The organism is Candidatus Hydrogenedentota bacterium (genome assembly GCA_019637335.1).
GTDB lineage: Bacteria > Hydrogenedentota > Hydrogenedentia > Hydrogenedentales > JAEUWI01 > JAEUWI01.
On the sequence record JAHBVV010000001.1, the window covers coordinates 77,307 to 99,303 of the forward strand.

The 21,997-nt window shown below is 65.6% G+C and carries 17 protein-coding genes; 15 read left to right on the forward strand and 2 right to left on the reverse strand.

Annotation, left to right across the window (positions count from 1 at the left end; all coding sequences use genetic code 11):
- Positions 1-10 precede the first annotated feature (10 nt).
- The 11 genes from rpoC to KF886_00325 all read left to right on the forward strand — a co-directional run bounded on the left by rpoC (position 11) and on the right by KF886_00325 (position 15,272).
- Positions 11-4,084 carry a DNA-directed RNA polymerase subunit beta' gene (gene rpoC / locus KF886_00275; protein MBX3175771.1) on the forward strand — a complete coding sequence of 1,358 codons (4,074 nt, stop codon included), beginning with the start codon at positions 11-13 and terminating at the stop codon, positions 4,082-4,084.
- A gap of 159 nt (positions 4,085-4,243) precedes the next feature.
- Positions 4,244-5,194, forward strand: coding sequence for a peptidylprolyl isomerase (locus tag KF886_00280; GenBank protein MBX3175772.1), 951 nt, complete (start codon positions 4,244-4,246; stop codon positions 5,192-5,194).
- Positions 5,187-6,038, forward strand: coding sequence for a hypothetical protein (locus tag KF886_00285; GenBank protein MBX3175773.1), 852 nt, complete (start codon positions 5,187-5,189; stop codon positions 6,036-6,038). The genes KF886_00280 and KF886_00285 overlap by 8 nt, the downstream gene beginning before the upstream one ends.
- 59 nt (positions 6,039-6,097) lie before the next feature.
- A complete protein-coding gene (eno, locus tag KF886_00290) occupies positions 6,098-7,384 on the forward strand; it encodes a phosphopyruvate hydratase (GenBank protein MBX3175774.1) in 1,287 nt (428 codons plus the stop codon).
- 26 nt (positions 7,385-7,410) lie between these two features.
- The gene (locus KF886_00295) at positions 7,411-7,707 is read left to right on the forward strand and encodes a hypothetical protein (protein ID MBX3175775.1); all 297 of its coding nucleotides are present in this window, start codon (positions 7,411-7,413) and stop codon (positions 7,705-7,707) included.
- Between the two features lie 39 nt (positions 7,708-7,746).
- On the forward strand, positions 7,747-8,724 hold the full coding sequence (locus tag KF886_00300; GenBank protein ID MBX3175776.1) for a PhoH family protein: 978 nt from the start codon (positions 7,747-7,749) through the stop codon (positions 8,722-8,724).
- Positions 8,724-11,213: an HDIG domain-containing protein gene (locus tag KF886_00305; protein ID MBX3175777.1), complete on the forward strand. Its 2,490-nt coding sequence runs from the start codon at positions 8,724-8,726 to the stop codon at positions 11,211-11,213. The genes KF886_00300 and KF886_00305 overlap by 1 nt, the downstream gene beginning before the upstream one ends.
- The gene (gene ybeY / locus KF886_00310) at positions 11,210-11,674 is read left to right on the forward strand and encodes an rRNA maturation RNase YbeY (protein MBX3175778.1); all 465 of its coding nucleotides are present in this window, start codon (positions 11,210-11,212) and stop codon (positions 11,672-11,674) included. The genes KF886_00305 and ybeY overlap by 4 nt, the downstream gene beginning before the upstream one ends.
- A complete protein-coding gene (locus KF886_00315) occupies positions 11,656-13,203 on the forward strand; it encodes an HlyC/CorC family transporter (protein MBX3175779.1) in 1,548 nt (515 codons plus the stop codon). Before ybeY ends, KF886_00315 begins: the two co-directional genes overlap by 19 nt.
- A complete protein-coding gene (locus KF886_00320; protein MBX3175780.1) occupies positions 13,200-14,426 on the forward strand; it encodes an HlyC/CorC family transporter in 1,227 nt (408 codons plus the stop codon). The genes KF886_00315 and KF886_00320 overlap by 4 nt, the downstream gene beginning before the upstream one ends.
- Positions 14,427-14,528: 102 nt before the next feature.
- Positions 14,529-15,272, forward strand: coding sequence for a DUF502 domain-containing protein (locus KF886_00325; protein MBX3175781.1), 744 nt, complete (start codon positions 14,529-14,531; stop codon positions 15,270-15,272).
- A 16-nt stretch (positions 15,273-15,288) separates the two neighbouring features.
- Here KF886_00325 and KF886_00330 read toward each other — a convergent pair whose 3' ends face one another.
- Positions 15,289-17,034 carry a hypothetical protein gene (locus tag KF886_00330; GenBank protein MBX3175782.1) on the reverse strand — a complete coding sequence of 582 codons (1,746 nt, stop codon included), beginning with the start codon at positions 17,032-17,034 and terminating at the stop codon, positions 15,289-15,291.
- On the opposite strand from KF886_00330, the gene KF886_00335 reads away from it, so the two are divergent.
- Genes KF886_00335 through queF form a run of 3 tightly spaced genes read left to right on the forward strand, consistent with a single transcriptional unit; the run spans position 16,963 to position 19,289 of the window.
- Positions 16,963-18,087 carry a radical SAM protein gene (locus KF886_00335; protein MBX3175783.1) on the forward strand — a complete coding sequence of 375 codons (1,125 nt, stop codon included), beginning with the start codon at positions 16,963-16,965 and terminating at the stop codon, positions 18,085-18,087. The genes KF886_00330 and KF886_00335 overlap by 72 nt on opposite strands.
- 29 nt (positions 18,088-18,116) lie before the next feature.
- Positions 18,117-18,818: a 6-carboxytetrahydropterin synthase gene (locus KF886_00340; GenBank protein MBX3175784.1), complete on the forward strand. Its 702-nt coding sequence runs from the start codon at positions 18,117-18,119 to the stop codon at positions 18,816-18,818.
- A gap of 21 nt (positions 18,819-18,839) precedes the next feature.
- The gene (gene queF / locus KF886_00345) at positions 18,840-19,289 is read left to right on the forward strand and encodes a preQ(1) synthase (protein ID MBX3175785.1); all 450 of its coding nucleotides are present in this window, start codon (positions 18,840-18,842) and stop codon (positions 19,287-19,289) included.
- A 10-nt stretch (positions 19,290-19,299) separates the two neighbouring features.
- Here the strand turns inward: queF and queC are convergent, their stop codons facing one another.
- The gene (gene queC, locus KF886_00350) at positions 19,300-19,986 is read right to left on the reverse strand and encodes a 7-cyano-7-deazaguanine synthase QueC (protein MBX3175786.1); all 687 of its coding nucleotides are present in this window, start codon (positions 19,984-19,986) and stop codon (positions 19,300-19,302) included.
- A 235-nt stretch (positions 19,987-20,221) separates the two neighbouring features.
- On the opposite strand from queC, the gene KF886_00355 reads away from it, so the two are divergent.
- Positions 20,222-21,985, forward strand: coding sequence for a hypothetical protein (locus KF886_00355; GenBank protein ID MBX3175787.1), 1,764 nt, complete (start codon positions 20,222-20,224; stop codon positions 21,983-21,985).
- Positions 21,986-21,997 lie beyond the last annotated feature (12 nt).

A 21,997-nucleotide genomic window follows, 5' to 3' on the forward strand; every position in this document is an offset into this window, starting at 1 on the left:
GTCAATTCGGATGGCCTCCCCCGAGGAAATCCTGAAGTGGTCCCGCGGCGAGGTCAAGAAGCCCGAAACGATCAACTACCGCACCTTCAAACCCGAGAAGGACGGCCTGTTCTGCGAGCGCATCTTCGGCCCGGTAAAGGACTGGGAGTGCGGTTGCGGGAAGTACAAGAAAGTGAAGCACCGCGGCATCACGTGCGACCGCTGCGGCGTGGAGATTACGGAGTCGAAGGTGCGCCGCGAGCGCATGGGCTGCATCAAGCTGGCCGTGCCCGTCACGCACATCTGGTTCTTCAAGACGACCCCGAGCTGCATCGGCAACCTGTTGGACCTCTCCATCCGCGCGCTCGAGCGCGTGATCTATTTTGAGAACTACATCGTCATCGATCCCGGCGACACCGGCCTCTCGAAGATGCAGACACTCAACGAGGACCAGTACCAGGACGCCCGCACCGAATACGGCGATCGATTCGTGGCGAAGATGGGCGCCGAAGGCGTACAGCAGCTGCTCGAAGAGATCGACATCGACGTGCTGAGCGAAGAGCTGCACGCGCAGTTCGCCAGCACCACGTCGGCCCAGGGCCGCGCCAAGGCGATCAAGCGCCTCAAGGTGGTGGAAGCCCTGCGCAAGTCCGGTAACAACCCGGCGTGGATGGTGCTGGACGTGATCCCCGTGATCCCGCCGGACCTGCGCCCGCTCGTGCCGCTGGAAGGCGGCCGCTACGCCACCAGCGACCTGAACGACCTGTACCGCCGCGTGATCAACCGCAACAACCGCCTGAAGCGCCTCATCGACCTGCGCGCGCCGGAAGTGATCCTGCGCAACGAAAAGCGCATGCTCCAGGAGGCGGTGGACGCGCTGTTCGACAACGGGCGCCACGGGCGCACCGTCCTCGGCGCGGGCAACCGCCCGCTCAAGTCCCTGAGCGACATGCTCAAGGGCAAGCAGGGCCGCTTCCGGCAGAACCTGCTGGGCAAGCGCGTGGACTATTCGGGCCGCTCGGTGATCGTGGTGGGCCCGGAGCTCAAGCTGCACCAGTGCGGCCTGCCGAAGTACATGGTGCTGGAGCTCTTCGAGCCCTTCATCATCCACCAGCTCAAGGAGCGGGGCATCTCCTCGACGATCAAGGCGGCGAAGCGCGCGATCGCCCAGGGACGCACCGAGGTGTGGGATATCCTCGAAGACGTGATCCGGGATCACCCCGTGCTGCTTAACCGCGCCCCCACGCTCCACCGCCTCGGCATTCAGGCGTTCCAGCCCGTGCTGATCGAAGGCAAGGCCATCCGCATTCACCCGCTGGTCTGCCGCGCGTTCAACGCGGACTTCGACGGCGACCAGATGGCCGTGCACGTGCCGCTCATGCCGGCCGCGCAGCTGGAAGCCCACCTCCTGATGATGTCCTCCTCCAACATCTTCTCGCCGTCCGACGGTTCGCCGATCGTGACGCCGTCGCAGGACATCGTCCTCGGCATCGCGTGGATGACGCGCATCCGCCCGGGCGCGAAGGGCGAGTGGAAGGATTCGTGGACGAAGGATGGCGTCATCGTGAAGCCCGGCAAGGTGTTCACGGATCCGGCCTCCGTCATCATGGCCTATGAAATGGGCGAGGCGGACATCCACGCCGCCATTAAAGTGCACACGCCCGAGGGCATCGTCGATACCTCCGTGGGCCGCGTTCTGCTGAGTGAGGGCCTGCCCGAAGAAATCACGATCCAGGATGTGAACCGCGAACACGACCAGGCCAGCATCGGCGAGGTCATCGCGAAGTGCTACAACCGGCACGGCCACAAGAAGACCTTCGAGCTGCTCGACGACCTCAAACGCACCGGGTTCAAATACGCCACGATTTCGGGCGTGTCCGTGGCCATCGGCGACATGGTCATCCCGGTGGAGAAGAAGGAGCTGATCGAGCAGGCGCAGGCCGAGGTCGAGCGTATCGACGACATGTACCAGAACGGTCTCATCACCGAGGGCGAGCGGTACAACAAGATCATCGACCAGTGGACGACGACCACCGAGCAGATCGCGTCGGTCATGTTGAAGCAGATCGAAGAGAACGAGCAGGGCTTCAGCGGCATCCACCTGATGTACCGCTCCAAGGCGCGCGGCAGCAAGTCGCAGATCCGCCAGCTGTCCGCCATGCGCGGCCTGATGGCGAAGCCGTCGGGCGACATCATCGAATCGCCGATCACGTCGAACTTCCGCGAAGGCCTCACCGTGGTGGAGTACTTCATCTCCTCGCACGGCGCCCGCAAGGGTCTGGCCGACACGGCGCTGAAAACCGCCGACGCCGGTTACCTGACCCGCCGTCTCGTGGACGTCGCGCAGGACGTCAACATCGAAGAGATGGACTGCGGCACCCTGAGCGGCGTGTGGATGGAGCCCCTCATGGACGGCTCCGATGTTATCGCATCGCTCGACGAACGCATTGTGGGCCGCTTCCCGCTCGACGACGTCCGCATTCCGGGCCAGAGCGAGCCGCTGGTGAGCGCCGACGAGGAGATCACGCAGGAGAGGGCCGAGGCCATTATGGCGGCGGGCCTTCCGGGCATCATGATCCGCTCGGTGCTTACGTGCCAGTCCAAGCGCGGCGTGTGCGCGATGTGCTACGGGCGCAACCTGGCGACGGGCAAGGTGGTGGAGCTCGGCGAAGCGGTGGGCATCATCGCGGCCCAGTCGATCGGCGAGCCGGGCACGCAGCTTACGATGCGCACGTTCCACATCGGCGGCGCGGCGAGCCGGCAGGTCGAGAGCAACGAGATCAAGATGCTCGACAACGGCACGGTGGAGTTCAACAACGTCCGCACGGCGAAAAACCGCCAGGGCGAAGAGGTGGTGGTAAACCGCGGCGGCGAAATCCGCATCATCAGCGGAGAGAAGAAAGAGCTGCACCGGTACGCGGTGCCCGCGGGCTGCGCGCTCTACGCGACCGACGGGCAGAAGCTGCGCAAGGGCCAGATCCTGTACAAGTGGGACCCCTACAACATCTCCATCATGGCCGAGCAGTCCGGTACGGTACGGCTCGAGGGCATGGTGGAAGGCGTGACGATGCGCGTGGACATCAACCCGGACACGGGCCTCGAAGAGCGCGTCATCACCGAGCACAAGCAGGACCTGCACCCCCAGATCACAATTCACGGCGCGGACGGCGAAGTGCTCTCGTTCGCGACGATCCCGGCGGAAACACACGTGGTGGTCGCCGACGGCGCCAAGGTGCTCGCGGGCGACCTGCTCGCGAAGACGCCGCGCCAGTTCAGCAAGACCAAGGACATCACCGGCGGCCTGCCGCGCGTGGCGGAGCTTTTTGAAGCGCGCCAGCCGAAGGACCCGGCCATCATCAGCCACATCGACGGCCTGGTGGAATTGGGCGGCGCCTCAAAGGGCATGCGCAAGGTCAAGGTGATCCCGCCGGTCGGCAAGGAGCGCGAGTACACGATCCCGCCGGGCAAGCACCTGAACGTGCAAACGGGCGACCGCGTGTACGCGGGCCAGCGCCTGACGGACGGCCCGATCATCCCGCAGGACATCCTGGCGGTTCAGGGCGAGGACGCGCTGCGCCGCTACCTGCTGGACGAGGTGCAGCAGGTGTACCGCCTGCAGGGCGTGCGCACCAACGACAAGCACATCGAAGTGATCATCCGCCAGATGCTGCGCAAGGTGCGCATCAAGGACGACCCGGGCGACACGAACTTCCTGGCGCACCAGGAAGTGGACAAGATCCGCTTCGCGGAAGTGAACGAGCAGACGCAGAAGCGCGACGGGCGCCCGGCGGAAGCCGAGCCGGTGCTGCAGGGTATTACCAAGGCGGCGCTGAGCACGGAAAGCTTTATCGCGGCGGCGTCGTTCCAGCAGACCACGCGCGTGCTGACGGAAGCCGCGCTCAGCGGGAAGCGCGACGACCTGTCCGGCCTCAAGGAGAACGTGATCATCGGTCACCTGATCCCGGCCGGTACGGGCAGCCCGCACTACCAGGACACGCACCCGCAGCTGAAGGACAAGGCGCTGGGCGATTTCTCCGACGAACTGGAAATCGGCGGCGTGGCGCCGGAAGACGGTGATTCCGACGAGGAAGAAGCGATCCTCTAAGGCGTTTCGCGCGCGGGTTACAATGAATGGCGCCAGGGCGGCCCGGGTTTCGGGCCGCCCCGCCGGCGCCGCGCGGACCATCCGACGGTTTGAGCGCTTTCCCGGGGTGTGTTATGCTCTTCCCCACGCGAAAGCAGGTCTTAACACAGGTGTAGATCCATGCCTCCAGCTAAACGAATGGTGCTTCTGCTCGCCGCGGCCGCTTGCATTGCCGCCGGCGCCGCGGCCGAACTGATCGACGCGGTTGTGGCCACCGTCGACCGGGAAGTCATCCTCCATAGCGATGTGCTCGTGGAGGTTGGACCGGCCGTTGAAGGGCTCCCGCCCGACAGCGACGAGTTCCGTTCCCTCTATGACGCGGCCCTCGAGCAGGCCATCGAGCAGAAGATCCTCTACCGCGAGGGTGTGCTCAACAACATCAGCATTACCGACGAGCAGGTAAACGCCCAGATCAAGCGTTACCGCGACCAATACCCCAGTGAAAAGGACTTCATGGACGCGCTCGCGAACGCGGGCGAGACCATGAGCGATTTCCGCGAGCGCATCCGCAAGCAGACCGTCGCGCTGTCGATGGGAATGAGCAAGCGCTTCGCGCTGGAGCGTGAAATCGTGGTGTCCGAGGCGGAACTCGCGCAGTACTACCAGGACAATGTCCGCGAGTTCAACAAGCCGGAGCGGGTGAAGCTTTACCGCATATTCCTTCCCGCGCCCCGCGAGGGCGAAGCGCGGGCCCGGGCCATCGCGCGCGCGGAGGCCTTGCGCGAGGAACTGGGCCTCGGCGCGGATTTCAGCGAGCTCGCCCGCACGCACTCCGAGGGGCCCGGCGCGGAGCAGGGCGGTTTCGTGGGCTGGATCGAGCGCGGAGAACTCATACCGGAGCTCGAGAACGTGGCGTTCGCCCTGAGCCCCGGGGATGTCAGCCCCATTATCGAGACCGAGTTCGGCGTCATGCTGTTGAAGTCCGAGGAGAAGGTGGAGGCGGGCCTGGCCTCCTTCGACGAAGTCCGCACCGAGATTGAGCCGGAATTGCGCCGCGCCCAGGCGGCCGACCGGTACGCCAAGTGGATGTCGGAACTCCGGAAGCGGAGCCGTGTGCGGAAGTTTGAGTGACGCCTTCCCGGAGGCGCGCGGCCAGTTCGAAGGCCACGCCATCCGGGACCGCGCGGCGCGGCAGCGGCGGATGCTCCCGTGGCGCGCCCACCGCATGGCTTTCTGGATACTCTATGACTACGCGGGCGGCCTGATCGCCCTGAATATCGTGACCCTGGCGGCGGTCCTGCTGCCGGTTTGGCTGGCCGCGCGGGCCCTGCCCGGCGCGCCGGCCCTCCCCGCCGCGCTGGCGGTTGCGCTGGCGGCGCTTGCCGCGGCGGGCCACGCCAGCCTGGCGGTGTCACTGGTTGCCGGAGAGCCGTTTTCCGCGCGCCTGGTCTGGCGCGGGGCGCGCCGCCTGGCGGCCGGCGCGTTGGTGATGGCGGCGCTCTTTGGCGCCGCGATGGCCACCGCCGCCATCGGGATCTGGTTTTACACGTACGAACTGGCCCCGCGGCATCCGGTCGCCGGCCTCCTCGCGGCGGGCGTCTGCTGGGGCGCGGGCGCGCTGGTGGCCATGGTGGCCGTGTACGCGCCGCCCGCCCTCGTGCATGAAAAAGGCGCGCCGCTCCGGGCGGTGCGCGGCAGTTTTCGGCTGGTGGCCCGGCATCCGGTCCTGTCGGCGGCCGGGCTCCTGACGGGGCTGGCCAATGCCGCGCTGATGCTGACGCCGCCGGGACTGCTGCTCTTTTCGGGGCTGCCGGCGCTGGTGTCCGGCTGCTGCGCGTATGAACTCGCCGCCCGCGCGGACGCGCTGGACGCGGCAATCGCGTCGGGCGCGGAGATCCCGCCCGGCGCGCTGGACGAAGACGATCTGTACTTGAACCGTGGAATCTGTGACTTGCTGTTTCCCTGGAAGGTGTGAGCCGGCGCTCGGCCGCCCTCCGTGGAAGCCCAGGTATTAACGAATAGAAAGATCCAATCATGACACGCATCACAGGCATTCAGGCACGCGAAATTCTGGACTCCCGGGGCAACCCGACGGTGGAAGTGGATGTGTACCTCACCTCCGGCCACCGCGGCCGCGCGGCCGTACCCTCCGGCGCCTCCACGGGCGAGCACGAGGCCGTGGAGCTTCGCGACGGCGAAAAGGCGCGCTATCTGGGTAAGGGCGTTTCGAAGGCGGTGGAAAACGTCAACAACGTGATCGCCGAGGAGCTGATGGGCCTGGACGCCCTGAACCAGCGCGAAATCGACCAGACCATGATCGCGCTGGACGGCACGAAGAACAAGAGCAAGCTCGGTGCGAACGCGATTCTCGGCGTTTCGCTCGCCACGGCGAAGGCGGCGGCGGAGGCCCTGGAAATCCCGCTCTACCGGTATATCGGCGGCGCCAACGCGCACACGCTTCCCCTGCCCATGATGAATATCCTGAACGGCGGATCGCACGCGGACAACAACGTCGACATCCAGGAATTCATGGTCATGCCGGCCGGCGCGACCAGCTTCAAGGAGTCGCTCCGGATGGGCACGGAAGTCTTCCACGCCCTCAAGAAAGTGTTGAAGGACAAGGGGTTGAACACGTCGGTCGGCGACGAGGGCGGCTTTGCGCCGAACCTGGGTTCCAATGTGGAGGCGGTTGAAGTCATTCTGGAGGCCATCAAGGCGGCGGGCTACAAGGCCGGCACGGACATCTGGCTGGCGATCGACGCGGCCGCCAGCGAGTTTCACAAGAACGGGACCTACACGCTGGGCGCCGAGGCGAAACCGGAAAAAAGCGCCGACGGCATGATAGAATTCTGGAGTGAGATGACGGCCAAGTACCCGATCATCTCGATCGAGGACGGCCTCGACGAAAACGACTGGGACGGCTGGAAAAAGCTCTCGGACAAGCTCGGCAAGAAGACCCAGCTCGTGGGCGATGACCTCTTCGTGACCAACACCGAGTACCTCGGCCGCGGGATCAAAGAGGGCGTCGGAAATGCTATACTGGTTAAAGTCAACCAGATCGGATCGCTGACCGAGACCCTGGAAGCGTGCCAGATGGCGCATCGGGCCGGCTACACGACGGTCATTTCGCACCGGAGTGGCGAGACGGAAGACGCGACGATCGCGGATATCGCGGTGGCGCTGAACGCCGGCCAGATCAAGACCGGTTCCGCGTCGCGCAGCGACCGCATCGCGAAGTACAATCAATTGTTGCGCATCGAAGAGGAACTCGGCGGCCAGGCGGCCTTTCTCGGGATGGATGCGTTCTACAACCTCCGCTAAACGGCGCCTCGGGCGCCCGGGAGCGTATGAAAAAAACGGATTACACGTGGTATTGGCTGGCGCTGGCGCTCGTATGTGCGCTGGCGCTGGCCTATATTGACCGCCACGATCTCAAGGGCCGCTACGAGGACTACCGCGAAACCATGCAGGTCGTCTCGGAGCAGGAGGCCCAGGTGGAGGCCCTCAAGGCCCAGTTGGAAGAGGCCCAACACCGGCTGAACGATATGGACACCGATCCGGTGGAACAGGAGGCCACTATCCGGCGCGTCCGGCGCCTCGTCCGGGAAGGCGAAATCGTCTACCGGGTCGAAGCGCTCAAGTGATCCCGCGCCGTTCCCGGGCGATGAGAGGACAATCCTGAACTGAGCCACGAGATTCAATTAGAAAGCCAGGAAGAGGCCATCAAGCTGCTGGGCCAGAATGGCGAGTTGCGCAAGCACCTGCAGGATGCCCGGCAGGTGCGCATCGTCGACCGCGGCGCCAACGTGGCCGTCATCGGAGACGACGAGAACGCGAGCTTCATCGCCGAGCTTCTCGGCGAGATGCTTGAACTCGTGCGGCAGGGCCACACCCCGACGCTGCACGACATCCGGCCCGTGCTGGCCGCCGCCGGCGACGCAACCGCCCGCCCGCGCCTGCGCAAGCCGGTCCCGGGCGCGACGCCGGCCCTGATCCGGCCCGACTTGCGGGTCCGCCCGCGAACCGAGGGCCAGCAGGAATACCTGGACACCATCGGCCGTTGCGAGATGACCTTCGCCATTGGCCCCGCCGGCACGGGGAAGACCTACCTCGCCATGGCGGTGGCCGTGTCGTCGCTGCTGAACAAGCAGGTTCGCCGCCTGATCCTGACGCGGCCCGCCGTCGAGGCGGGCGAAAACCTCGGCTTCTTGCCGGGAGATTTGGAAGAGAAGGTGAATCCCTATCTGCGCCCGCTGTACGACGCGCTGTATTCCATGGTGGATATGACGCGGGTACGGCGGCTCATAGAGGAACAACGGATTGAGGTGGCGCCGCTGGCGTTCATGCGCGGGCGCACCCTCGATCAGGCCTTTGTCCTCCTGGATGAGGCCCAGAACACCACCACCGAACAAATGAAGATGTTTCTGACCCGCCTGGGGCAGGGCTCCCGGGCGATAATCACCGGCGACGTCACCCAGTGCGACCTGCCGCGGGGCGCCCGATCGGGCCTGGCGGAGGCCGCGCGCATCCTCAAACACGTGCCGGAAATCGGCATGGTTCACCTGACGCGCCGGGACGTCGTGCGCAACCCGCTCGTCGAGCGTATTATCAACGCCTACGAGATGGAGCGGGCCGCGCACGAAGGGGATCCAAGCGCCTGATGGCTGGCCCGTCACCCACGAAAAAGAAGGTGAAGAAGAAGCGCCTTTCGAAGAAGCGGGGCAAGGCGCCGATCTCCGCCCGCGCGCGCTGGATCAACCGATTCATCGTCGCGGCGGCCTTTGTCGCGATGGTGGCGTCGATGACCAAGTTCTCCCACCGCGACCCGATCATCGAGGTGCTCGAAAGCGAGATCGACACGCAGCTTTCGAGCCGGGAAATCCGCGCCGCCTTCGATTTTGAGACCATCGACCTGGAGCCAACCCAGCGCGCCCAGGACGAGGCGATGGCGAAGGTTCCCGAATACTACCGGATCAACGAGCCCCGCGTCTCCAGCCAGGTCGAAGCGCTCCGCACACAGATCGCCTGGATGAAGGAGCAGCGCCCGAATGTCCGCCGGGCCATTGCCCAGGCCCTCGAGGCGGCGCCCCCGGGATCGGGCGCCGAGGATCTCGTTACCAAGGCCGTGCACCAGCACGCGCGCGAATTGATCGGGCGCGCCGAAGTCAAGTTGCCCTTCGGCGATCATGTGCTCGCACTCTGGCTGATGCCGGACAAGGACTCGATGCCCTCCCTTCCCGAATCCGCGCCACCGGCGCCGGAATCCCCCGAAGAGGCCGCCGAGGACACCTCCCCGCCCGATCCATTCCGGCCCGAGACCCTGACGTTCAGAACCAGCGATCAAATGGCGCGCCTCGCGGAGGAAGGCCTCGGCACGGTCCTGCGGCTGGGCATCCGGCTGCCGAACCTGCTCCCGCGGGATCAGAACAAGCAAGTGGCCGTTTTGCGCGACACCCCCGGGGCCGATGGCCAGATCAGCACGGACACCCCCTACGCCGAGATCATGGACCCCGCCGCGGCGACGGAATACCTGGAGGCGCATCTCTCGCAGCTCGCGAAAAACCTGGCCGGCGAGGACGATTGGGAGGTCCTTCCCGACGCGGCGGCGCCCGTGGCCGCGGCGTACATCACCGACACGCTGCGCTTCGATTCCGTATACACCGACGGCGCGCGCGAACGGGCGCGCAAATCGGTTGAGCCGGTGATGAAAAAGATCCTCGCCTCGGAAAAGATCCAGGACGGCGGCAGCCGCTGGACGGCGCAGACGCGGTCCGACGCGCGGGTCTACCTCGATCTCCTGCGGGGAGACACGCACCCGCTGGCGCAATTCACCAGCACGCTCTTCGCCCACGCGATCCTGGTGGCGCTGGCCCTGGCCTGCCTCTACCGCTCCATCCAGCTTTTTCGCGGGGACGCCGGCGCGAGCGAGCAGACCCTCTTCCGGCTCGCGCTGCTGCTCATCGCGGGCCTGCTGGTCCTGAGCCGCGTTGCGTTCTACTTCGAGCCCACCGGTTTCATGGTTCCCGTGGCCGCGTGCGGAATCCTTTACGCGATCCTGGCCAATGCCGGTTTGGCCTCCCTGGTCGGCCTCATCGCCGCCGCCTTGGTGTCCGCGCAATACGGCTACGACTGGCGCGTGCTCGTCGTCGGCGCCGCCATGACGCTGGCCGGCGCCTTCAGCATCTTCCGGGTGCGCCGCCGCAGCGACATGGCCTCCGCCTCCATCGCCGCGACACTGGCGGGCGGGCTCGCGATTCTGGCGGCCATACTGGCCATGGACAAGATCCTGGACGAAGCCACGCTCCGCCGCCTGTTCCTGATCGGGTTGAATGGCGGCATCTGCCTGCTCGCCGTGCCCGCCGTACTGTCGCCGCTGGAGCGCCTCTTCGGCATTACGACGGACATCACGCTGCTCGAATACTCCGACTTCAACAACGAGCTGCTGGGCCGCCTCGCCGTCGAGGCGCCGGGCACGAGCGCCCACAGCCGCATGCTCGGCGATCTGGCCGAGGCCGCGGCCGACGCGATCGGGGCGAACGGGCTCATGGCGCGGGTCTGCGCGCTCTACCACGACATCGGTAAGATGCGGCGCTCGGAGTACTTCTCCGAGAACCAGAACGGGTACAACATCCACGACGATCTTTCGCCCCGAATGAGCGCGCGGGCGATCGCGGCCCACGTGATCCAGGGGGCGGAACTGGCGCGCGAGTACCACCTCCCCAAGCCGATCATCAACGGGATCCTGGAGCACCACGGCACCTGCCTGATCGGCTATTTCTACCAGCAGGCGGTCAGCCAGCAGAAACACGGGGACGTGTCGGAGGACGACTTCCGCTACCCGGGCCCCAAGCCGCAACGGCCGGAGACCGCCATCCTCATGATCTGCGACGCCGTCGAGTCGGGCGTGCGCTCCATCAAGAACCCGAACGAAGAGCGGGTCCGCGATTTCGTGGACAAAATCATCGCGGCGCGCTCGGCGGACCGCCAGTTCGACGACTGCAACCTGACCCTGAAGCAACTGGACATCATCGCGGAGGTCGTGTCGCAAAGGATCCTGTCGAACCTCCACACGCGGGTGGCGTATCCGCCGGCGCGGGAAGAGGAGCGCAAAATGGACAATGTGATCCCCATGTCGGGTAAGATGGAATGACCGCGCGGGTGGCGGTGCGGAACGAGTCGTCGCGCAAGGGCCTCTTCCGGCGGGACGTGCTCGAACGGCTGGCCGGGCGGATCTGCGCGGGCGAAGGCCTCGAGGGCGATGCGGTCGAAGTCAGCGTTCTGTTTTGCGACGACGCGGGCATTCAGGCCCTGAACAAGGCCTACCGGAAAAAGAACGCGCCCACCGACGTGCTCTCATTCGAGCAGGAGCCGGGCCTGATACCGGGCGTGCGGGTTTTGGGCGATATCGTGATATCCCTGGAGACGGTGGAGCGCCGCGGAGACGGCGACCGCGCCGCGATGCGCGCGGATGTGCGCCTGCTCTTTTGCCACGGGATGCTGCATTTGTTGGGTTACGATCATGCGACGGCCGCGGAACGGCGCCGCATGGTGGAGAATCAGGCCGGCTATTTGGGCCTGAACGAGGAAACCGCGTGGCGCACGGATCCGTGACCGGGAAACCGGGCGGAACTTTTCGTGGCCGCGAGGTGGAGCGCCGAAGCGCAGTGGACGAGTGCAGTAGGAGCGCGGGCTCCTGGAAAAAAAGTTTCCTGGTGGCGGCCCTCTGGGTGTCGGTGGCCCTGTTTCTGGCGGGGGCGAACGAAGGCGCGCATACACCGGACCCGCCCGCCGCGGCCCAGGCGGCGGATGCCGCCCCCGGCGCATCGGCCCCCGCCGCCCCGCCGCTGACCGGTCCCGTGCTGGCGGCCATTCTCGGGCTCCTGTCGCTCTCCGCGTTCTTCTCCGCCTGCGAAGTGGCGTACTTCTCGCTCGGGCCCCTGCGGGTTCGCGCCATGGGCAACAGCGAGGCCTTCCTGGACCACCAGGTGGCGCGCCTGATGCGGCAGCCCGGCGAACTGCTCACTTCCATTCTCATGGGCAACTCCATCGTAAACGTGCTGCTGAGCGTCGTGCTCGCCTTTCCCGTGGAGACCCTCTTCGAGCGCTACCTGCCCGAACCGTTCGCCTACCTCGGCGCGGTTTTCTTCTGCGCGGCGCTGCTGGTGTTTATTGGCGAGATCATCCCCAAGCTGCTTGTGGTGCGGAACAACGAGAACTTCGCCCGCGTAGCCGCACTGCCCTTGATGCTCGCAAACGCGCTGCTCCAGCCCCTCCGGCATGCGGTTATCTTCTTCATTGGCTACCTTTTCCGGGTCACGCGCTTCAGCCAGGTTCGCCCCGCCCCCTTCATGACCGATGACGAGTTCGTTTCGCTGCTGAGCGAGGGCGAGGCCACCGGCGCCATCGAAAAAGACGAGCGCGAAATGATCCAGGGCATCCTGAAGGTAAACGACGTGATGGTCCGGGACATCCTCGTGCCGCGGCCCGACATGATCGCGATTAGCGAGGAAGCGACCGCTGAGGAAGCGCTGTCGCTCACCTGCGAGCACGCCTATTCCCGGATACCCGTGTACCGGGAGAACCTCGACCAGATTGCGGGTGTCCTCTACGCCAAGGACCTGCTCGCTTTCGCGGATCAGAACGCACTGGAAGCGCCGATCAAACCCCTGATCCGCAAGGTGAACTACGTTCCGGAAACAATGACCGTGCTGGAGTTCATGAAATCCGTGCAGCGCCTCCGCACGCACCTCGCCATCGTGGTCGACGAGTTCGGCGGCACCGAGGGCCTGATCACCCTGCACGACGCCCTGCGGGAAATCGTGGGCGACATTGAAGCGGAAGACCGCGAGGACGTGTATTTCGTCAAGGAACTGGACAAACATACCTACGAAGTCGACGGCAGCTTTCCCTTGGACGAACTGGAGACGATTACCGGATTTCCCGTGGAAGACGAGGAGCACACGACCGTTGCCGGCTTCCTCATGGAGCAGAGCGACAAGGTGCTGGAGGTGGGCGACCGGATCGATCACGAGGGCGTGCTCTACACCGTGGAGGCCATGGACGGCAAGCGCGTGTCGCGCCTGCTCGTGCAGACGCCGGAGCCCGCGCCCGAGCTGACGAATGGGGAGGCGCGCGAATGACCACCGCCCTGACACTATTCGCGGCCGGCATCCTGCTGAATGCCTTCTTCGCGGGCTACGAGACCGGCTTCGTCGCAATCAACCGGATCCGTATCCGGCACCTGGCGGAGGAGGAGAAGAACCGAAACGCCCAGGTCCTGCTGCGCTACATCAACGACCCCGCCCGAATGATTACGGTCGTGCTCGTCGGAACGAACCTGGCCCTGGTCATGGGCACGATAGCGCTTACGCGAGAGCTCGGCCCGCTATGGAGCACCATAGTCGCCACGCCGCTCTTCCTGATTTTCGGCGAAGTGGCCCCGAAAAGTATCTTCCGGATCCATCCCACCCGGCTTTCGCTCCGCCTCCTGCCGGCCATCCAGGCCTTTGACGTCTTGCTCGCCCCCATCGTCGCCCCCGTGTCCTGGCTCTGCCGCCGGCTCGTGGCCATGGTGGAGGGAGAGCGCCGGAACGACGAGCCCATCATGAGCAGCGTGGAGGACATGCGCGTGCTCGTGGACGAGAGCGCGGACCAGGGCGCGATCGAGGAGGAGGAGAAGGAAATGATCCACTCCGTGATGGACCTGCAAACGCGGCAGGCGAACGAGGTCATGGCGCCGCGGATCAATATCGTGGCCGTGCCGGAGACCGCGACGCGATCGGAATTGATTGCGAAGTTCGTGGACAGCGGCTATACGCGCCTCCCGGTTTACCGGGAATCGATCGACCATATCACCGGCGTCGTGAACGCGTTCGACGTGCTCCGCTCGCGCGACTACCGCGGCGACTCGATCGAGGGGTTTGTGCGGGAGATTCTGCACGTCCCGGACACCATGAAGCTGGACGACCTGCTGGAGAAAATGCGCGGGAGCAGGCAGCCGATCGCCGTCGTCACCGACGAATACGGCGGCACGGACGGCATCATCACGCAGGAGGACGTGCTGGAGGAAATCTTCGGCGAGTTCCACGACGAGTACGACAAGGCCGAGACGCGGATCCGCGAAGTCGGCCCCGGGGCGTACGTGGTGGACGCCCAAATGGAGCTGGCCGAGGCCGCGGAGAGAATGGGCGTGGAAATCGAAGACGCCGAAGTCGAAACCGTGGGCGGCTGGGTAATGCACGTCGCCGGGCGCATCCCCGGGATTGGTGAGGCCGTCGAGTGCCCGCCATTCAAGATTACCGTGCTGGAGGGGACGCCCAACCGCGTCTCGCGGCTCCGTATCGACGTGCGCCGGGATACGTAGCGCGCCCCCGAGGGGCTCCGGGCGCGCGCAATTGGCCGGCGGACCAGCCCCCGTGTATACTCCGGGCTTCAGCCCGAACTGGAACGAGCGAATGCGCCTGCAATGAAGATCGAGCCCGAATACAACAACCTGTCCAGCTTCATGCGCGTCTACTTCAAGCAGTTGCAGCGCTACATCATGACCGGCGTGATGGTCTGGGTGCCCCTGTTCATCACGATGTGGATCTCGTGGTGGTTCATCTCAAAAATCGGCGGACTCATCAAGTTCGCGATGGATTACGTCGAGGAAAATGTGAAGCGCGCCGGGGCGCGCGTGCCCGCCCTGAACTTCCTGGAGCACTTCCGCTTCGACTCGCCCATCGCCTCCCTCGGGACCGGCTTCCTGCTCTGCATCCTGCTGTTCCTCTGCACGGGCTTCCTCACGCGCTACATCGTCGGGCGGAAGATAATCGCGACCGGCGAAATGGTGGTGGGCAAGATTCCCTTCATCAGCCGCGTCTACCTGGCGGTCCAGCAAATTCGAGATGTGTTCGTGAACCGCGAGGGCGCGGTCTTCCAACAGGTCGTCCTGCTGGAGTATCCCCGGAAGGGTATCGTCGTCGTCGGTTTCGTCACATCCGCGGATCAGGGAATCGTGCAGGAAACCATGGAACGTAAGCTGCACGCCGTGTTCGTGCCGACCACGCCCAACCCCACCTCCGGCTTTCTGCTGTACCTGTCGCCCGATGAGTTGTACCCGCTGGACATGAGCGTCGAGGACGCGATGAAGCTGATCGTCTCGGGCGGCGCCTACATTCCCGGGAAGCATCCGCTTCCCGAATTGGAAAAAAAACCGGCCAGGGGTTGAGCCGCGCCGCGCCCTCTCAGGGCGTTCCCGCCGCCATCGCGCCATGATCGGGGACGCCCGGGCGTTCGTACCAGCGCGCGAAGAATTGCGCCGCGGGCCCGGGGTACATCCCGCGCTTCACATCCATCCACGTGCGCTGGTCGCCGACCGCGTAGTAGACCCACGTCTTCCCCTCGAACTCGATGAGCGCGGGATCCGACGCGTTGATGCCCTCGTCGAGCCCGCGCGGGGACAGCACCGGGTTCGCGGCGCTCAACTCCCAATGCTTCAGGTCCTTCGAGCGGGTGATGTAGGTCTCGAAGTAGTGCCTGGGCTTGCGGTTCTCCAGGTAGAGCACATAGTAATAACCGTCCGCGTAATGGATCTCGGGACACGCGGTGTAGCGGTTCGTTCCGAATGTCGCATCGGGGCGCTTCTCCCACGTTTGCAGGTCCTGTGACACGGCGAATTTCGTGGTGAAGGCCGGGTAGTCCGGCGTATTGGATTCGTAGGCCAGCACGTAGCCGTCCGGCCCCTTACAGAGGCTGCTGTTGAACAGGTGCTCGTTTTCCTGCGCGATGATCACCCGCTTCTCCCACGTTTCGAGATCCTTCGACGAGAACAGCGTCACGTCGTTCCAGTTCGCGTCCTCGTAGCGCGAGGCGACGGCGTAGAACGTGTCGCCGTCGACGAAGGGGCTGGCGAGGCCGTAGCCCTCGGCGAAACGAGCGACGGGGGTATTGGTCCGCGCGTCGCGCAGTTCGAGCCAGTAATCCTCCCGCGTACCGCCGCTCCCCGGGCGCACGGCGGCCATATGCATCAGCTTGCCCCGCCAGACGAAGGGCGACATCTCGCACATGTCCTTCTGCACGAGCGCGACGTCCTGAAGGCCGTGATCCGGCGCGGGGATTTCCGGCGGCGCGATGCGGGCGAAGAGATCGGCGGGCCACTGCTGGAGGCGGTAGAAGCCCTCGGGCGCCTCCTGCTGGAACTGCACATAGGCCTGGACGTTGCCGGTCGTGGTGTATTGGATATCCCCCTCGGTTTCCTTGTTCACGCGCACGCCGAAAACCTTGTAGCCCATGACCACGCTATCTTCAAGATCCACGTGCAGCAGTTTGCCCTGCTCCACGCTCTGTATCGCCCCGTCGATCGGCGTGCCGTGCGGTTGCGAAAAGTTCAACGCGACCAGCGTGCAGTTCTTGAGCTGGATGCGCATACTCGTGTCGAAGCCGAAGTTGCCCGCCTTCACCGCGCACTGCGGGCTGGCCATGGTGCAGTCTTCAAAAATAATGTCCGGGCGGTCTGGCATGGTCTCGTTCTCGACGCGCACGTACGCCGCGGCGGTGTCACCCCACCAGTCGAGCGCCCAGAGCTGCGTGCGGCGGAACGTGATCGGCTCGCCATCGCGCGAGAGGCAGCTCGCCACGCCGCCACCGAACGCGCGGCCGATCCCCACGGAATCCTCGACGATAATGCTGAACGGCTCCACCCGGTTCGTGTTGTCCCAGAAGAGCCCGCCGTCCCCGCCCGTGGCGTAGAGGTGGCGCAGTTTCCACCGGTCCCAGATCACCGCCGAAAAGGTCGGGTCCTTGTGCTCTTCCGACCAGCCCTCCTGGTTCGATCGGATGTTGCCGTGCCAGTCGTAGCTCTTGAAGCCCTTGTTCGGGTCGCCCGCGTCCAGGATCACCCAGCCGGCGCGCCCGCCTCCATGCGACCCGTCAAAATCCCCGATGATCTCGTTGTAGGCGCCTTCCGCGCCGCGGTGCGCCGGCGAAAGCATGGATTCCATATACGTATCGGGCCGCACGATGATCCGGTGGCCGCCCCGGTCGTCCGGGATGGCGTCCAGCGCCGCCTGGACAGTCGTGAACGCCGTTGCCCACGTCGTGCCCCCCGCGTCGTTGCCGAGCTTGGAAACATAGAACGTTTCGGCGGGCGCGGGGGCCGCAATCAGCGGAGCGGCGAACAGCAGGGCGACGAAAAACGGGGCGCGTGGCAACATGGAAGGCTCCTGTCGGTGTTGTTTTCCCGACGCCATGATAGCGCATTCGGCGCCCTGATTGTAGAACGCGGAAATAGGCGCGGCGCTCCGGCAGCGTGTACAATAAGGGGCAGCGTGTCCCGACGATTCAAAACCCCGGTACGAACCGTGTCCATCTCTACCATCGATAGCCGCCTGGCGGAACAGGTCCGCCTGAGCGAGATTTACTTCAGCGTCCAGGGCGAGAGCACCTGGGCCGGGCTGCCGTGCGTTTTCGTGCGCCTGGCGCGGTGCAATCTGCGCTGCCGCTGGTGCGACACGGCGTTCAGCTTCTACGGCGGTGAGAAGCGGCCAATCGCGGAGGTGCTTGCGGCGGTGGCGTCCTATGGTGCGCCGCTGGTGGAGATCACAGGCGGTGAACCGCTCGCGCAGAAGACCTGCGTCCCGCTGGCGGAGCTGCTGGTGGAGGCGGGGTATACGGTGCTTGTGGAGACGAGCGGATCCCTGCCCATCAACACCCTGCCGGATGCGGCGATCCGCATTATGGACCTGAAATGCCCCGACAGCGACATGAGCGCGCACAACGACTGGTCCAATATTGAGTACCTGAGGGCGGATCGCGACGAAGTGAAGTTCGTTATCGCGAGCCGTCGGGATTACGAATGGAGCCGGGATGCCGTCAGGCGGTATAATCTCGAAAAGCGTTGCAGGGCCGTGCTGTTCTCGCCGGTCTTCGGGGACATCGAACCAAAAGACATCGTGGCGTGGATGCTGGAAGACGGCCTGAACGCGGTGCGGTTCCAGTTGCAGATGCACAAGTTCATCTGGCCGCCCGACGCCCGGGGCGTCTGATTCCGAATCCAGCCCGTTGAGGAACCCCTGTGGAAGCCCATCTGACGAAAATCGCGTATGTAGAGGCGGCGCACCGCAACCCCCGCGGCGGGGAAAAGCAGCAGCGGCTTCACGGCCACAGCTACAAGGTGGAGATCCTGGCGCGCGGCGGGCTCAACCCCGAAATCGGGTGGATCGTGGACTACGCGGAGCTGAAAAACCTGTTTCGCCCGCTCTATGACACGCTCGATCACGCGTGCCTGAACGACGTGCCGGGCCTGGAGAACGACACGACGGTTTCCGCGCTGGAACGGTGGATTGACGAGCGGATCGATCCGAAGCCGCCCTGGTACGCCGGGGTGCGTGTGTCGATCGACGGCGATCTGGCCTTTGCGCCGGTGCGCCTGCCCGCCAATCCCTTCGAGAAACTGCCCGAGCGGATCCAGTTCAGCTTCGAGGCCGCCCAGGCGCTGCCCCAGCTGCCCGCCGCGCACCCCTGCCACTGTGTCCACGGGCACAGCTACCGTTTCGAGGTCGGCGCGGCGGACCTGGACGCGCTCGAACCGCACCTGCGCGCCATGTACGACCTCCTGGATCACACGTACCTCAACGAAATTCCCGGGCTCGAATGCGCCACCTGCGAGCGCATCTGCGGCTGGGTCTGGCGGCGGCTGGAGGAGGCGGGCCAGCGCCCGGCGGCGGTGGTCGTTCAGGAGACCTACACGGCGCGCTGCGTCTACTTTGGCGAATAAGCGCGATACGGAGTTCATACCATGGCGCAACCCACGCCCGCGAAAGAACAGTTCAAGGCGGAAGACAAGATGCTCCCCTTCAAGGGGCCGGAGGCGATCGAATCGCACCTGCTGGAGTGTTTTCCGTATGAATACGCGGATAAGCCCTACGGCCAGGCGATGGAGATCGAGACGGCCACGGACGAGTTCACGTCGGTGTGCCCGTTTTCCGGGCTGCCGGATTTCGCGGTGGTGAACATCACGTACGTGCCCGACCGGCTCTGCCTGGAACTGCGCGCCTTGAAATACTACCTGCTCTCCTACCGCGACGTGGGCATCTGGTACGAACACCTGGTGAACCGCATGCTCGAGGATCTCGTGCGGGCGTGCCAGCCGCGTTCGATGCGCATCGAGATCGCCTGCAACCCGCGCGGCGGCCTTTCCAGCACCGTCACGGCCGCCTACGACAAGGCCGGCATGGGCGAGATCTAGGAACGGGCTGTCAGCCGTAGGGCAGCGGGTCCGTCGCGCCGCAATCGCGGAACGCGTTCAACCGCTCCACGCAGGTGGGGCAGGTCCCGCAGGCGCTTCCGCCGCCGCGGTAGCAGCTCCACGTTTCGCTGAAATCGACCCCGAGCCGCCGCCCGAGTTCGACGATTTCCCGCTTGGACTTTTCCACGAACGGCGCGTGGATCCGCACCGGCTTCTTCCGGTTGAGCGCGAGCACGTCATTAATCCGGCGTAGAAAGTCGCGCGTGCAATCCCAGTACCCGTATTCGTCCTGGGCCTGCGCGCCGTAGTATACGTCGGCCATGCCGTGCGCCTCGGCGAAGGCGGCGGCCATGGAGAGAAGCATCATGTTGCGATTGGGCACGTAGGTCGGCGGCTGGGAACGATCATCCTCGGACAGATCCGCCAGGTCCGGTACGGCCGCGCCCCCTTCGATGAGCGCGGAACCGGCCTGGATCAGCGCGCCCATGAAGGTGATATCCATGACGCGGTGTCCCGCGGCGCCCGCCAGGCGCGCCTGCACGGCCGCGCAGGCGAGCTCGCGGCTGTGGCGCTGGCCATAGTTGAAGCTGAGCGCGTGCGCCGCCGGGCACTCCAGATTGCGGACGACATGGTGCAGCAGAACCGAGGAATCAAGGCCGCCGCTCAGCAGCACGACGACCGGCCGTGTTTGCAACATGGAAATCCTCTCGTGCGCGCCGCCGGCCCGCCGGCATCGATTTGAGGGTGCGGCGTTATCAGGCTGCGGCCCGTTTGGGGTATACTCGTGCGAAATGTGGCCCGGCGGGACGTGGACCGGCCCGCGCCGGATGAATTCCGCCCGCACGTGGCCGCCCGGCAAGCATAGCAGAGACACGGGCCCAAACCCCATCCGGGTCTCCCCGGCCCCGCAACCAACCAGTGGAGCGATCTTAATGAACGCACGAACTCCCGGATACTTCTTTGCCGCGGCCGCCTTGGCCGGGCTGTTTCTTCACGTGCTGGCGCCCCCGGCGCACGCGGACGCGAGCAAGCCCTGGGCGTTGCGGAACCTCTACAAGATCCCGATCGAGCGCGGCGTGCTGGTATACGCGGAAGACAACGCCGAGTGGCGCGTGCTGATGGACGATGGCCAGGTCCTGGCCGACCGCATCGGTTTCTCGGTCGAGTTGGCCGATGGCGCGGCCTTCAAGGGCATCGAGCTGGAGGATGGCGTTTCCGGACGCGAGCGCTTTTCCAGCCCGCTCGGCGACGGCATCGTCTATTCGGTGACTTTCCCCCCGCGCGACGGCCTGCGCGTGGTGCATGAACTCCGCACCTTCAATGCCCGCCCCTTTGTCTTTGTCGAAATCAAGGTCGAGAATGTGGGCATGGCCGACAAGCAAATCGCCGCGATCCGCCCCGTTATCGCCCAGACTTCCGTCATGCAGGCCCTGAGCCCGCAGGCGAGCGTGCGGCATCGCCGCATGCTGTCGGTGGCCGGCCATCCGGTCGCCGCCCCCCGGCAGGACGCGACCATGGCCGTGATCCACGATCCCGCCAAGCCCATTTCCTTCGGCGTGGGGCTGATTCCCCGCGGCGCGGCGCGGGGCGTCGTACAGTTTCAGGAAAGCGGCGGCGAATGGCATGGCGACATCAGCTGCCACTTCGAGCCCTACAAGACGATCAAGCCGGGCGAATCCGTTAGCTCCGATCCCCTCTGGATATCCCATGGCGTCGCCGAGCCACGGCGCGTCGATCTGAACTACTCGTGGGTCTACAGCACCATGGTGAGCGCCCCGGACCGCAAGTTCGCCGCGCGCGGATGGTACACCCTCGAGGACAGCGCCGGCCTGGACGCCTATGTGGGCGCGGCCGGGGACTGGAAGGCCGCCGGCGTGGACCACGTCTTGCTCGGCCGCGGATGGGAAGGCCGACCGGGCTCCTTGGAGGGCGCCGCCGGCCGCTTCCCGAAGAGCATGAAACAGGCCGTGGGCGCGCTGTCCCAGGCCGGACTGACCCCGGGCGTCACCATCGACCCGCTCGCCATAAGCAAGGGCGACGCGGCCTGGAGCGCGACGTCATCGGACGGGCTGGTGTGGCTCAACCCCCAGAAACTGGAAGGGCTGCAGGCGCTTGCCCAGAAAGTGCAGGATGTCAAGGCCTGGGGCGTCGGCTTCGTCGTGGTCGACTTCACGGCGGCGCCGGATGAGGTGCTCGGCGCCTTCGGGCTGACGCGCGCGGAGGCGCAGAACCTCGCCTTTACCGCATTGCGCGAAGCGGCGTCGCCCGTACCGGTGTTCCCGTCGTCGATCTCCACGGTGAGCGACGAACTGGATCAATGGCTGGACGCCAGCAGCGCGGTGGCGTGCATGGCCGTCTACGGGATGGATCCGGGCCCGCTCAATTACACGGTGAACGGAAATTCGCGCATCACGCCGGACCTCCTGGCGGCCGCCCAGTTCTGGCCGGGCCCCATCGAATTTCGCGGCGTGCCCGCGCGCAAGCTGCAGGGCGACCTCCTTGGCCTGGTGCGGCAGGAGGTGGTGGCCGGCCAGCCCGTCGACGCCGAGAAGGACGCGCCCCGCACCTGGCTGGTCCAGAAACACGACGCGGCGGGCGCCCTGCTCGAAGAGCGGACCGTTGCGGTCGGCGGCGGCGCGGAAGCCTCGCCGGCGGCGCGCGCGGAAGCGGAAGGCACGGGCGAAAGCGCCTCCTGATCGGACGCCCCC

What these genes read in the sequence shown, in the direction of transcription:
- queF (MBX3175785.1), top strand. Translation starts at nt 18,840, where the DNA reads ATGGCGCAACCCACGCCCGCGAAAGAACAGTTCAAGGCGGAAGACAAG.
- rpoC (MBX3175771.1), top strand. Translation starts at nt 11, where the DNA reads ATGGCCTCCCCCGAGGAAATCCTGAAGTGGTCCCGCGGCGAGGTCAAG.
- ybeY (MBX3175778.1), top strand. Translation starts at nt 11,210, where the DNA reads ATGACCGCGCGGGTGGCGGTGCGGAACGAGTCGTCGCGCAAGGGCCTC.
- eno (MBX3175774.1), top strand. Translation starts at nt 6,098, where the DNA reads ATGACACGCATCACAGGCATTCAGGCACGCGAAATTCTGGACTCCCGG.
- KF886_00330 (MBX3175782.1), bottom strand. Translation starts at nt 17,034, where the DNA reads ATGCTTTCGCCGGCGCACCGCGGCGCGGAAGGCGCCTACAACGAGATC.
- KF886_00320 (MBX3175780.1), top strand. Translation starts at nt 13,200, where the DNA reads ATGACCACCGCCCTGACACTATTCGCGGCCGGCATCCTGCTGAATGCC.
- KF886_00280 (MBX3175772.1), top strand. Translation starts at nt 4,244, where the DNA reads ATGCCTCCAGCTAAACGAATGGTGCTTCTGCTCGCCGCGGCCGCTTGC.
- KF886_00325 (MBX3175781.1), top strand. Translation starts at nt 14,529, where the DNA reads ATGAAGATCGAGCCCGAATACAACAACCTGTCCAGCTTCATGCGCGTC.
- queC (MBX3175786.1), bottom strand. Translation starts at nt 19,986, where the DNA reads ATGTTGCAAACACGGCCGGTCGTCGTGCTGCTGAGCGGCGGCCTTGAT.
- KF886_00305 (MBX3175777.1), top strand. Translation starts at nt 8,724, where the DNA reads ATGGCTGGCCCGTCACCCACGAAAAAGAAGGTGAAGAAGAAGCGCCTT.
- KF886_00335 (MBX3175783.1), top strand. Translation starts at nt 16,963, where the DNA reads ATGCGACCCGTCAAAATCCCCGATGATCTCGTTGTAGGCGCCTTCCGC.
- KF886_00355 (MBX3175787.1), top strand. Translation starts at nt 20,222, where the DNA reads ATGAACGCACGAACTCCCGGATACTTCTTTGCCGCGGCCGCCTTGGCC.
- KF886_00295 (MBX3175775.1), top strand. Translation starts at nt 7,411, where the DNA reads ATGAAAAAAACGGATTACACGTGGTATTGGCTGGCGCTGGCGCTCGTA.